The following is a 13,119-nucleotide window of genomic DNA, read 5'->3' on the forward strand; positions in this document are numbered from 1 at the left end:
AGTTGACTTCCTTTGTCCGAACCCACTGTACTGAAAGTTAAACCCGCTTCCTCCGGCAGCATGGGACTGGATAAAGCGCGGACGCAGAAGTGGATTTTTCTAATCCTGGCCGTCGTGCCGCCGTTTGGTGGCTATATGCTGTTTACGCTGCTTCCGAATGTTTTATCCGTTTACTATGCGTTATTGGATTGGGACGGGCTAACGGATTCCAAGTTTGTAGGGCTCAGCAACTTTGTTACCGCGATTCAGGACGAGTATGTATGGCGGGCACTTAAGCACAACCTTATTTTTATGGCAACGGTACCGGCGCTTGTCGTACTCATTTCCTTAGTGCTCGCGTATCTGGTCACATACAAGACTTATGTGGAAAATGAGTTCCTGAAAATCTTGTTTTTTTTTCCGAACGTCTTATCCATTGTTGTCGTTGCTTTATTATGGGCATTCATATATGACGGCACGTACGGCCTACTTAACAGCGGTTTGAAGCTGATTGGGATCGACATGAACCATTTTTATTGGCTGGGCAGCGATGGTACGGCATTGTGGGCGCTGATTCCTCCGTGGGTTTGGGGTGGCGTAGGGCTCTATGTCATCATTTTCGTAAATGCGATGTCGGCAATTCCCAAGTCGCTGTATGAATCGGCTATTATCGAAGGCGCAGGACATATGACGCGGTTATTCAAGATTACGCTGCCGCTCATTCTGCCCGTCGTCCGGGTCAGTGCGCTGTTCCTCGTGATCAGCACGCTCAAGACGTTCGAGCTTATTCTGATTATGACTAACGGCGGCCCGTCCGGCTCCACGGATGTAATCGGTCTCTATATGTTCAACCTTGCTTTCGGTAAAGAGTACATCAACTACGGTTACGCTTCCGCTGTCGGAATGATTCTCTTCGTCATCTTGATCACGGCCAAACTGCTGATGGATAAGTTTCTGCCAAACCGAAGCGTAGAGTATTAGAGCCTACTTTTTTATGCGGGGAGAAGATGAAATTGAAGGAAAAAATGACGTTTATGGATGTCTTGTGGCGTCTGGTGCTGTATGTTTGGGCTTTGTCGATACTGTTTCCGCTGGCGTGGGTGTTCTATGAGTCTCTGAAATCCAATCCGGAATTTTTCAAGGATATCTGGAGCCTTCCGAAAAAGATGCAGTGGTCCAATTTCACTACCGCCTGGACGGAGTACGGCTTCGGCCGTTCGCTCCTAAATACGCTTTATTATGTTGGCGGAAGCCTTGTACTCAGCTTGTTCTTTACTACGCTTAACGCTTATGCGTTGACCCGGGTGGAATTTAAGGGACGGCAGTTGATCTGGGGCCTCATCATGCTTTCCTTGTTCCTGCCGGGGATTAACGCCCTAGTGCCGCAATACGTGATCATGAGGGAGCTTCATTTGACGAACAGCTTAACGGGGTTAGTCTTATTGTCCTCCCTGGGAGAAAGTGTGTTCTATTTGATGCTACTCGGAGGCTTTATGAAGTCGCTTCCCAAGGATTTGGAGGAAAGTGCGTATATGGACGGCGCTTCGATCTTCCAGGTGTTCTGGCGGGTGATCGTTCCCCTGTCCACTCCGGGGATTGTTACGGTTGCGATTTTTAAATTCCTGGGCTTCTATAACAATTTTATGGGGCCGTTCATCTATTTGAGCGATCCCAAGAAATATACGATTGCGGTGCAGATGTACCAAGCCAACAAAATGATGGAGTTTACAGCGGACTGGGTTACGTTGTTTGCAGGGGTGACAATTGCGATGGTGCCTTCGGTCATTATGTTCATGCTGTTCCAGCGGATGATTATGCAGGGCGCCACTTTAGGTGCGGTTAAGGGTTAATCTAGAATCATGAACCGGTGCATCCACGTTCTGCCGGTACATGTATTTGTGATTCAACAGGTTAAAAGCTGTTTTGCAAAAAGGAGAATGCTGCATGAAGATTGCTGTAATCGGCTGCGGTACTATGGGCCGTACCCATGGGGCCGAATGGATTAGAATGCCCGGTATTGAGCTTGTCGGTGTGTGTGATATGCAGGAAGAAGCCGCCCTTGCTCTTGCTGGGAATTTGGAGACAAAGGCTTATTTCAATTTCGATCAAATGGTATCGGAGGCGGGGCCGGATGTTGTAGACGTCTGCCTGCCTACTCATATGCATAAGGAATTTGTTCTCAGGACTGCCCGTCACGGGAAGCATATCATTTGCGAGAAGCCCATCGGATTGTCGCCCGAGGAAGCGGATGAAATGGCCGCTGTCAGCGATCAGCACGGAGTACGGCTGTTTATCGGGCATGTGGTACGCTTCTTCCCAAGCTATACCGATATTCGCCGCAAAGCTGCGGAAGGAGTCGTCGGGAAGCCAGGAGTGCTGCATACAAGACGAATGGGCGGCAATCCGGGTATTGCCAAGACTTGGTACGCCAATAGTGACATCAGCGGGGGTGTGATCCTCGACCTAATGATTCACGATATTGATTTTGCACAAAGCATCTTCGGGAAGGCTGTATCCGTGTATGCAATGAACCGCAGGCACGAGGATCTCGACTATGCTCTGGCTACCCTGCGTTTCGAAAATGGCGGGATTGCGCATCTCGAGGGCTATTGGGGATTTCCGGGCCCTTTTACGACGAGTGTGGAATTGGCGGGCAGCGGAGGTGTCATCCGCTTTAACAGTGAGGATGCCGTTTCACTCAAGAAGTTCAAGGCAAATAGGGATTTATCGGATACCCCGGATGTTGCGATTCCCAAAAGCCCTTTTATGCATAATCCGTATTACCTGGAGCTGGCTCATTTCGTGGAATGCCTACGGACCGGCGCCGAGCCGGACATAACGATCGCTGACGCCAGGAGTGCGCTGCAGACGGGCCTTGCCGCGATTGAATCTGCCGCATCAGGACGTCCGGTACGTATACAGTGATGGAGAGGAAGGGGAGAGAAGCAGTGTCTGAGTTAACGAATGTTGTAAGGATAGGAATGATCAGCTTCGCCCATGGCCATGCTGCCGGCTTCTATCGCCAGCTCCGGAGACTACCGGGAGTGAAGGTAACGGGCATAGCGGATGAGAACCGTGCCCGGGTGGAGCCGTATTTGCAGGAGGATGCCGAAATCCGTTATTTTGCGGATTACCGTGAGCTGCTGAGCAGCGGCTGTGATGCGGTGGTCATCTGCTCGGAGAACGTTCATCATGCCGAGCTCACGATTTCCGCAGCGGAGGCGGGAAAGCATGTGCTGTGCGAGAAGCCGCTCGGCTTGAACGTGGAGGAAATGAAACAGATGGTAGCTGCCTGCGAGAAGAACGGAGTCCGGCTAATGACGGCGTTTCCCTGCCGCTTCCTCCCTGCAATTGTGCAGGCTAAGGCAGCGATCGACAGGGGCGAGATCGGTGAGGTCGTTGCAGTGAAAGGCACGAACCGGGGCACCATGCCGGGAGGCTGGTTCATTGATCCTGCGCTATCTGGCGGAGGCGCCCTACTGGACCATTCCGTACATGTCATGGATCTGCTCAACTGGATGCTGGGCAGTCCTGTAACGGAGGTGTACGCTGAAGTTGCGACCCTGTTTCATGAGATTCCGGTGGATGACGCCGGAATACTGCACGTGAAGTTCGCGAACGGAGCTTTTGCTTCGATCGATACCAGCTGGTCGCGCACGAAGTCTTTCCCTTACTGGGGCGATGTTACGATGGAGATTGTAGGAACGAACGGTCTGCTTTCCGTCAATGCCTTCGGCCAGAAGAGCGAGGTCTACAGCGACGAGAGTATGAAAGCCCAGTGGAGCCACTGGGGAGACGATATGAACCGAAGTCTGGTGCAGGCTTTCATCGATGCGATAAGAAGCAACCGGGAAGTACCGATTACCGGCATGGACGGCCTTCGGTCGGCTGCTGTCGCTGCAGCGGCTTACGAATCGGTTCGCCGGGGCGAGCCGGTTAATTTGGATGAAAGCGGACGCGTGAAGGCTTAGCGGGAAGTAAGCTGGCACAGGAATCATTTTAGCGGAAATTATTGGATTTAGTGGGTAAGCGGGTTAAGTAGGCTAGGCGGTTGAGCGATAAATGGATAAGAATGTTGATTCATTTTGCATGGAGGTGGGCGGTTTATGGCCGAGAATAATCAACCGACAGGGAATGCCCTTCAGTTGGATAAGCATATGAAAGTGGAGACTGGCGGAGTTGTCGGGAAAGAGTGGCACAGTCCCCTAGAGAGTCCGTTCCGCGTTTCCGGCCTTGCCTGGTGGGACTTGGAGTACCAGTACCGCCGCCTTCCGGTGAATCCGAACGAGGAGATCCCGTCCGCAGTGGATGACCTGGCTAACTGCACTGCGGGCGGACAGATCCGCTTTCAGACGGACTCGCCGTCGGTGGCGGTTCGGATGCGATTGAAAGCCAAGACCGGCATGTATCATATGCCGGCTACGGGTGAAGGCGGAGTCGATGCTTACATAGGCGAAGCCGGTGCCCTGCTGTATGCCGGGACGGCCAGGTTTCTGCCGTCGCAGCAGGAGTACGAGAGCGAACTGTTTGCAGGAGAGAGCGGCGGTCTGCGCCAGTTCACCCTGAATCTCCCCTTGTATCAAGGGGTAGAGGCAGTCTGGATCGGTTTGGAGCCGGGTGCGCGGATTCTTCCCCCTAAGGCTTATGAATCGGAGAAGCGGATTGTCCTGTACGGCACCTCGATCGGGCAGGGAGGCTGCGCTTCCCGCCCGGGAATGGCGTACACGAATATTCTTAGCCGAAGGATCAATTACGAGTTTATTAATCTCGGCTTCTCCGGCAACGGCAAGGGCGAGCCTGAGCTGGCCCGCCTCATTTCTCAGATCGAAGACCCAGCGCTGCTCGTCCTTGATTATGAAGGCAACTGTGGCAGCACCGAGAGCTACCGGCAGACGCTGCCGGAGTTTATCCGCATTCTGCGGGAAGCTCACCCGGCGGCACCGGTGCTCGTCATATCGCGGATCCCGTACGGGCTGGAGCCGCTGAAGCCCGAGCTGCTGCGCAGTCGGCTGGAACGACTGACGTTCCAGCGGGAGCATGTTCAGCAGCTGCAGGAACAGGGAGACCGCCGTCTGTTCTTCTTCGACGGCTCAACACTGCTCGGCGCAGATCCGGCTGAAGCGACCGTGGACGGTGTCCACCCGACGGACATGGGCTTCCTGCGTATGGCCGACGGTCTGGAGCCGGTGCTGCGGGGAATCCTGGCGGATTCATAGAAGAGTTGCACCATCGATACAAAGTCAGGTGCTCCATGCGGTAATGCCCCGGGCGGAGTGGGCGAAAGATCGTTAGGACGTAAAATCCGGCGTAGCGACCAAGTAAAACGCTGCATGTGGGCTCCATTATCGAGTAACATGGCAGCCCGAAATCACGAAGCTTCTTCGCCAAGAGGTTTATACGTTCGCCATTCGTACGGCAGGTATCTAGCTGCAGGAGCTGGCGCTTTATTCGTGCGTATCATGGTTAGCCTCTTAAATTGTGTATACACCCCGGAACGCCAAAAGGAGTGGTGAAAAAGCGAATGACTAGAGTAACCAGCCAGCAACTGCTCAAATCGATTAATCAGCAAAAGGTGCTGCACCTGGTCTTTGCCGAAGGACCGATATCGCGCGTGGAGTTGGCAGACAAAACGGGGCTGACCCAGCAAACCGTGACGAATATCGTCAACCGGCTGTTGCTGGAGGATATCGTCATCGAGGGAACACCCGGCGCAAGCAGCGGAGGCCGCAAGCCGGTTCCGCTGACGATCAATGTCGCCAACATGTTCGCCATCGGCATCGAACTCGCGGGGAAATATGTCCAGGGGGCTTTGCACAATTTTCGCTACGATCTGGTCGGCGAAGCCAGGCGCCCGGTTAACCGGTATGTGAATGAAGACCATATTCTCGCCACCGTGTGCGAGGTTATCGATGAGCTCCTGCAGCTAGCGCCGGAACGGAGCCGGATCAAGGGGATCGGCCTGAGCATTCAGGGGCTGGTGGATTCCAAACACGGAATCGCACTGCGGCTGCCTGGTTTTGGGTGGGGCCGGTTTCCTTTGCAGGATCGGCTAGAGAATAAGTACGATATGCCCTTCTACCTGGAAAACGACGTTAATTTATTGGCGATCAATGAAAACATGCACGGCAGCTTTAGAGGCTCGTCGAACAATATAACGCTGAAATTCGATTACGGCATAGGCGGAGCGATCGTAGCCGATCATCAGTTGGTGACTGGATCCACGTTCGTAGCCGGGGAATTCGGGCATTACAAGGCATTCACGGGCGCGAACGTTTACCGCTGCCACTGCGGGGGAACCGGCTGCCTGACTACGCTTGCATCTACAAGCGGACTGGCAATGAATGCCGGATTGACGCTGGATGAGTTCGCCGAAGGCGTTCGCACCGGCGAGCCGCGGATGGAAGAACTATACGAAACCGTTGTGACGGCGCTCTGCTTGGCCGTAAGCAACGTGGTGACGTTCCTTAATCCCGATCAGGTGCTGATGACGGGCAAGCTGCTGGAGACGTTAGGTGATTTGCTGATCCCGGCCATGGACGAGCGGATTATGGCGAACGTGCCGGAAACGTGCCGTGGGGTGCGGCTGAATTACATGCGGCAGACACCGGACGAATCGGCTTTGGCCGCGGGCTTGGTGTTGAAGCGCGTATTTGAGGTGCCTGTCGACAGCCTGTCGCTATAATCGGAAGGAGTACACGGAGGAGAACGAGGAATGACGGATTATAAATTGCTTGCTTTGGATGTGGACGGCACGCTGCTTACCGACGATAAGCAGGTGACGGAAGAAACGAAGAAGTGGCTGCGAAAGGCAGTGGACCATGGGGTAACCGTAATGTTCTCCACGGGCCGGGGTGTGCAGACCGCCAGCCATTTTTGGGAGGAGCTGGAGCTCGATTCCCCGATGGTCTTGTTGAACGGTGCGGAAATCTGGGAAGGGCCGGGCCGATTGATGGCCCGCACCCATTTGCCCCGCGCAACGGTTCGCCGGTTACATGAGCTGGCTCTCCGCGAGGATGCGCATTTCTGGGGCTATTCCGTGGAGAGCTTGTCCAGCCGACGCAATTGGAGCGAAGAGCTGTTTGAAACCGACTGGATGAAGTTCGGCATGAAGCATGACGATTTGGCGGTAGTCGCGCGCATCCGTGAGGAGCTGCTCGGTTGGGGCGGGCTGGAGATTACTGCTTCCGCACCGGTCAATGTGGAGATCTCCGTCCAGGGGATCACCAAGGAAAGCGGCGTACGGGAGGTTTGTCGGCTGCTCGGCATCGACATGACGCAGGTTTTAGCAGTCGGAGACAGCGAGAACGACGTGCAGATGCTGCAGGCTGCGGGGCTCGGCGTAGCAATGGGCAACGCCGAAGAGCATGTCAAGGCGATTGCTGATGCCGTCACCGCCTCCAACAACGAGGATGGTGTCGCCATGGCGGTGCAAAAATTTATTTTCGGCCTGGACGTAGCCGAGTGCCGGTCGATTGTATAAAGATCGGCACATTCAGCTAAAACCAGCAAACCCTTGAGGAGGCCGCTGAAGAACTCTCATGTTTTTCAGAATTTCAAAATTTACTAAACAAAAAGACGACTCATTTCCATTTTTTGAATGGATGGAGCCGTCTTTTTTAAAAGAATAAGAAAGTATAAGTTCCATGCGAAATTTATTTTTCATGGATTCATCTATCTTGTAGACAGCTTTCCGAAGTTTCTTGGTGCGGTCCATCAGGATTTCTTTCTGAGCCTTCTGATTGTAACGAGCTTTGGTATGCGTGGCATCCTTTTCGACGGATTTATGGATCATCAGATCTAATAGGTTAAGGTCCTTTAATATATAAGTACTTATCGAGTGTTGAAATAACTTCAATCCTCCCATATTTTCTGTATAATGGTGGTGAAAGCAGTTACAACATGGCGATGAGGGGTAATCCAATGAGTCTTGCTCGAATCCGGTTCAACAAACGCAGTGTTATCGTTACGTGGCTCATTTCTTATATCTCTGTACTTCTTATCCCGATAATGATTAGTGGGATTCTATACGCAGCTGCCTGGCATGTCGTGGAATCGGAAGTCAACCGTGCGAACAATTCAGCCCTGGAGCAGATGGAGCAAGCGATCGATAACAGCCTTCGCGGTATTGAACGGTTAAGCTTGGAAATCGCTTTGAGTAAATTGGTAACCGGTTTCATGAATACGGTGAAGCCATTGACGGATAGCGACTATTACGATTTGGTCAGCATTGCCAACGATCTGCGGGTGTATCAGACAGCGAATGATTTTATTGAACAAATCTACATCTACTACCGGAATAGCGACACGGTTATATCCACACGTGATCACACGAACAGCCGTATGTTGTTCGAAAAGATCCGCGAGAAAGACGGGATGAGCTACGAGGAATGGGCGAAGTTTTTTGATAAGCCTTATATCCAGGAGTATGCACCCATTACGTTTCGGGAAGATGGCTATTCAGTCAAAGCCGTGATGTATGCCAAATCCGTCATACTCGCCAATCCGGATCATCCAGGCGCGGTCATTTTATTTGTCATTAAGGATTCCAAATTGCTTGATAATATCCCATCCACTTCGGATAAAACCTCCATAGCAGTGCTGGATAAGGAAAACCGTCTAGTTGCCTCGACCGGTTTTGAATCTAGATCAGACTTTCTCGATTACGACAAGCTTTCCGGGAAAAATGGGATGTTTATCGGCGCGGATTCCGGTAAAAAGGCAGCTGTTTCCTATATCACCTCTGGCAGCACAGGGTGGAAATACATATCAACGATTCCCGCCGAATTATTTGACGACAAGATGAAATACATGAAGAAGCTGATTTACGCCAGTGTGATTTTGAGCCTTATCATGGGCGGACTTGTCACTTATCTCTTTTTGAGAAAAAATTACAACCCAATCAACTTACTGATTCGGAGCTTTTCCGTGAAATCAGGCATATCCTTTCATGAAGGCTCGAACGAGTACGGATTTTTACAGGATGCGTTGAATAATACGTTCGCAGAAAAAGAACAGATTGATAGGCGGCTGCATCAGCATCGAGATGCCATTCGTTCGCATTTTCTCCAGGGGCTGCTGAAAGGCCGTTTGGAACAAAATGTCCCGATACACGAATCGCTTGCAGCCCACGATATTCGTCTGGAATCGCCGTATTTTGCTGTTCTGTTATTCCACATCGAGCATTTCGGCAAGTTTGAGATCGATGAGTATGCCGCTCCCGAGAAGGTGAGGATGCTGCACTTCATTATTATGAACGTCGCTGAAGAAGTGATCGGTCATTACAATCGGGCCTTCATTACAGAAGTAGACAATATGCAAGCGTGCATAGTGAATTTTGGGACAGATCCGGATTCGGAAGAGTTGAAGCGTATTGCCGAGCAGGTGAAGTCATTCTTGCTGGACCATTTCCATGTCAATTTGACTGTGGCGATCAGCGGCATCCACCAGGAGCTGTATGGGATCTCTACAGCTTACCAGCAAACCTTGGCAGCTTTGGAGTACCGGCTCGTTATGGGGAGCGGGGAAATTATTGGGTACGATGATTTACCGAGTTCAGAAACGGTTAGGCCATCCAGAAATTATTACTATCCATTGCCTGTAGAGCATCAGCTGATCAATTTTGTGAAATCGGGCAATTTCGAGAAATCGAGTGCAATCATAGGTGAAATCATCGAGATTAACGTATCGGATGCGTCCTTGTCCGTACCGTTCGCCAAGTGCCTCATGTTCGATTTGATAAGTACGCTGCTGAAAACGATGGATGAAATTGGTACGAGCAGCAATCATCGGGCGTTAATCGTAAAAACGGATCAAATCGACCGATTAATGAGCAGTTCAACCATCAAAGAAATGAAGGTACAGATTCGAGAAGTGCTGAGTCAGGTGTGCCAATTCATTCAAGAAGACCGTCAACAGGAGCACAACCAACTTAGCCAGCAGGTCACCCGGTATGTTAAAAGCAATTACGCCGAGGAGAATCTGAACATCTCGATGGTGGGCGATAAGTTCGGGTTAACGCCTTCCTATTTATCCAAACAGTTCAAAGCACAGACGGGCGAAGCCTTGCTTGATTTTATCAGCAGAACCCGATTAGAAGAAGCAAAACGGCTGCTTTCTCTTCAAGTCTTATCTGTCACAGATATTGCGAAAAAAGTCGGATACTCCGACATGAATACGTTCAATCGGATTTTCAAGAAATTCGAGGGTATCACACCGGGCAAATTTAAAGATATCCAATGACATAATTGGAGCCGTTCAAGCATGCTTGCGCGGCTTTTCCGTTTTTACATAGCGATTGCGTAAATTGAAGGTTGATTTTTATCGATTTTGATGATGCAGTTTCGGTTTTAACGATATCCGGTACATGGTTTTCGTTACATAATGAAACCACGGTGCACCGAAGTGCATAGAAGCAATTCATACGAGGGGGATTTACATGGGGAAATATGTGAACAAGAAGTCTATTAGTATGGTATTAAGTGTTGTAGTGGCATCTAGTGTGTTTGTTGGTTGTTCCAAACAAGGGGTTGTTGAAAGCACGACTTCACCAAAAGGTTCTGCTGCACCAACAGCGGCGGGAGCTAAGTATCCAATTAGCACCCAAGAAACGTTAACGTCTTGGGAGCAGATCGACACGAACTTGGCATCTTTTGTACCTAATCTGGCCGAATCTCCTTTTGGGATGCAGCTTGAAAAAGAAACCGGTGTGAAAGTGAAGTATACACATCCGGCTGACGGGCAATCGAAGGAGCAGTTCAATCTGATGATTGCATCCAATAAATTACCGGATGTTATTGAATACAACTGGGGCGGAGGCGGGACTGCCGCTTATCCAGGCGGACCTGAGAAAGCGATTGCGGATAAAGTCATTCTTCCACTCAACGATTTGATTGACAAGAATGCACCAAACTTAAAGAAATTACTTCAACAAGACAAAGAATTAGATAAGATGATCAAAACAGATAGCGGTAAATATTACGCATTTCCGATGATTCGTCCCGACAATGGGTTAGTGTTCCGAGGACCGATGATCCGTAAAGACTGGCTGGATGAATTGAATCTTCAGGTTCCAAAGACGATCGATGAATGGTATACGGTGTTAAAAGCCTTCAAAGAAAAGAAAGGCGCTTCCGCACCATTTACCGCCCAATATAGTAGTGAGCTTAACATTCAGGACGCATTCATTGGCGCCTTCAAAACGGCCAATAAATTCTATATCGATGATCAAGGCAAAGTCAGATACGGTCCAATCGATCCGCAGTTTAAAGATGCTTTGACCTTGCTACGTAAATGGTATGCGGAAGGGCTGCTTGATAAAGACTTTGCCCTTAACACGGATTCCAAAGCGTTGGACAACAAATTAATGAGTGACAGTTCTGGGGCAACGGTAGGTCTATTGAGCGGAGGTATGGGCAGATGGATGGATACCGGGAAGAAGAAAAACCCGAAATTCCAACTGGTTGCAGCTCCATATCCGACATTGAAGCAAGGGGAACGCGCTTTTATCGGACAGCGTGACTTCAAGTACAATCCGGTTGCCAGCAAAGCGGTAACAGGCGATTCGAAGAATGTAGAGCTTGCAGTTAAATGGTTGGATTATGCTTATGGTGAAAAAGGCAGCCTGTTGTTCAACTTCGGTATTGAAGGAGACAGCTACAAGATGGAAAACAATGTCCCTAAGTTTAGCGAAAAAATTACTAAAAATGAAAAGTTTAATCTGCAACAAATGGTATCTCAATATACGAAACCGAATGGCCCTTTTCTAGGTGACGTTCGAAAAAGCTTCAACACTTTCAAGGAGCAGGATGAAGCGATTAAAATTTGGGGCGAAACGGACGCGGTTAAGCATGTAATGCCACTTTTCATAACTCCGACGATAGAGGAAAGTAAAGAATTGGCCAAATTGAATACGGCGATTACCAGCTATAAAGAAGAAATGTTCGTGAAATTCATCATGGGCAAGGAACCCGTCGAGAAGTTCGATGAGTATGTAAAACGCATTAATGAAATGGGTATCGATAAGGTCACGAAAATTTATCAGGATGCGCTTGACCGCTACAACAAAAGATAAAAAACTTAATGGTGTCTTGCAGGTGAATACGGAATACTAGGTCTCTTTACTAAGCGGCTTGTATTCACCTGCAAGGAATTAGCCCAAGGATAGAGAGGGAGCAGAGAAATGAATACAATCAGTCCTGAAACGGCCATTCCCTTCATACCGAAAAAGAGATCCCGACTAGGGATATTGATCGATATCCGTAAAAATAAACTGCTTTATGTGATGCTCTTTCCGGTGCTGCTTTATTATGTGATCTTCCATTATGGACCGATGTATGGTGCTATTATCGCCTTTAAGGATTTTTCTCCACGCCTTGGCATTTGGGGGAGCGATTGGGTAGGCTTTGAGCATTTTCAAGCCTTCTTTACCGGACCTTATTTCTGGAGGACAATAAAAAACACAGTACTTATCAGCTTCTATCAGCTATTGTTCGGATTCCCGGCACCGATCGTGCTAGCACTTCTTCTCAATGAAGTGAGACATGCCTTATTTAAACGCACGGTGCAGACCATTACGTATATGCCTCATTTCATTTCACTAGTTGTCATCTGCGGCATCATCAAAGATTTCACCGTCAGCGACGGCGTAATGAATGACGTGATTGTCTTTTTCGGAGGGGAACGTACGACATTTTTACTTGAACCGAGCTTTTTCCGTTCCGTCTATGTATCCTCGGGTGTGTGGCAGCATATCGGTTGGGGAACGATCATCTTTTTGGCGGCTTTGACCGGCATTGATCAGGAGCAATATGAAGCGGCTAAAATAGACGGCGCAGGCAGGTGGAAGCAGATGACGAATGTGACACTTCCCGGCTTAATGCCGACGATCATCATTCTGCTCATTTTAGAGATCGGAAAAATGATGAACGTCGGGTTCGAAAAGATCATTTTGCTTTATAATCCAGGCACTTATGAAACGGCGGATGTGGTATCTTCTTACGTGTACCGGGTTGGTTTACAAGATTTCAATTATAGCTTCAGCTCGGCGGTTGGCTTGTTTAATTCTATGATCAATTTTATTCTGCTCATTTGTTCCAACTGGTTAAGCCGTAAATTAAATGATACTAGCTTGTGGTAGAAAGG

At 49.7% G+C, this 13,119-nt stretch carries 10 protein-coding genes and 1 pseudogene; 10 read left to right on the forward strand and 1 reads right to left on the reverse strand.

The annotated features are described in order from the left end of the window. Positions 1-12 precede the first annotated feature (12 nt). The 7 genes from QFZ77_RS11180 to QFZ77_RS11210 all read left to right on the forward strand — a co-directional run bounded on the left by QFZ77_RS11180 (position 13) and on the right by QFZ77_RS11210 (position 7,459). Positions 13-960, forward strand: a complete 948-nt coding sequence (locus QFZ77_RS11180) for a carbohydrate ABC transporter permease (protein WP_307439413.1) — start codon at positions 13-15, stop codon at positions 958-960. Between the two features lie 26 nt (positions 961-986). Continuing rightward, positions 987-1,829, forward strand: a complete 843-nt coding sequence (locus QFZ77_RS11185; RefSeq protein ID WP_307439415.1) for a carbohydrate ABC transporter permease — start codon at positions 987-989, stop codon at positions 1,827-1,829. A gap of 94 nt (positions 1,830-1,923) precedes the next feature. Continuing rightward, entirely contained in the window at positions 1,924-2,904 is a 981-nt protein-coding gene (locus QFZ77_RS11190) for a Gfo/Idh/MocA family protein (protein WP_307439417.1), read from the forward strand. Then, a complete protein-coding gene (locus QFZ77_RS11195) occupies positions 2,904-3,950 on the forward strand; it encodes a Gfo/Idh/MocA family protein (protein WP_307449430.1) in 1,047 nt (348 codons plus the stop codon). Before QFZ77_RS11190 ends, QFZ77_RS11195 begins: the two co-directional genes overlap by 1 nt. Before the next feature lie 135 nt (positions 3,951-4,085). Beyond that, on the forward strand, positions 4,086-5,195 hold the full coding sequence (locus QFZ77_RS11200; RefSeq protein ID WP_307439419.1) for an SGNH/GDSL hydrolase family protein: 1,110 nt from the start codon (positions 4,086-4,088) through the stop codon (positions 5,193-5,195). 305 nt (positions 5,196-5,500) lie between these two features. Beyond that, the gene (locus QFZ77_RS11205) at positions 5,501-6,661 is read left to right on the forward strand and encodes an ROK family transcriptional regulator (RefSeq protein ID WP_307439421.1); all 1,161 of its coding nucleotides are present in this window, start codon (positions 5,501-5,503) and stop codon (positions 6,659-6,661) included. 30 nt (positions 6,662-6,691) lie between these two features. Continuing rightward, positions 6,692-7,459, forward strand: coding sequence for a Cof-type HAD-IIB family hydrolase (locus tag QFZ77_RS11210; protein WP_307439423.1), 768 nt, complete (start codon positions 6,692-6,694; stop codon positions 7,457-7,459). Positions 7,460-7,627: 168 nt separating this feature from the next. Here the strand turns inward: QFZ77_RS11210 and QFZ77_RS11215 are convergent. Continuing rightward, a pseudogene (locus tag QFZ77_RS11215) lies at positions 7,628-7,798 on the reverse strand (IS5/IS1182 family transposase); the annotation flags it as partial. Between the two features lie 101 nt (positions 7,799-7,899). Between QFZ77_RS11215 and QFZ77_RS11220 the strand changes: the two are divergent. From QFZ77_RS11220 to QFZ77_RS11230, 3 genes are all read left to right on the forward strand, one after another. Then, positions 7,900-10,218, forward strand: coding sequence for a helix-turn-helix domain-containing protein (locus QFZ77_RS11220; RefSeq protein WP_307439426.1), 2,319 nt, complete (start codon positions 7,900-7,902; stop codon positions 10,216-10,218). Positions 10,219-10,414: 196 nt separating this feature from the next. Next, complete coding sequence (locus tag QFZ77_RS11225; RefSeq protein WP_307439428.1) at positions 10,415-12,049, forward strand: extracellular solute-binding protein; 1,635 nt, start codon at positions 10,415-10,417, stop codon at positions 12,047-12,049. Between the two features lie 108 nt (positions 12,050-12,157). Further along, positions 12,158-13,114 carry an ABC transporter permease gene (locus QFZ77_RS11230; RefSeq protein WP_307439430.1) on the forward strand — a complete coding sequence of 319 codons (957 nt, stop codon included), beginning with the start codon at positions 12,158-12,160 and terminating at the stop codon, positions 13,112-13,114. Positions 13,115-13,119: the final 5 nt, after the last annotated feature.

The sequence above is a fragment of the Paenibacillus sp. V4I3 genome, assembly GCF_030817215.1.
Lineage (GTDB): Bacteria > Bacillota > Bacilli > Paenibacillales > NBRC-103111 > Paenibacillus_E.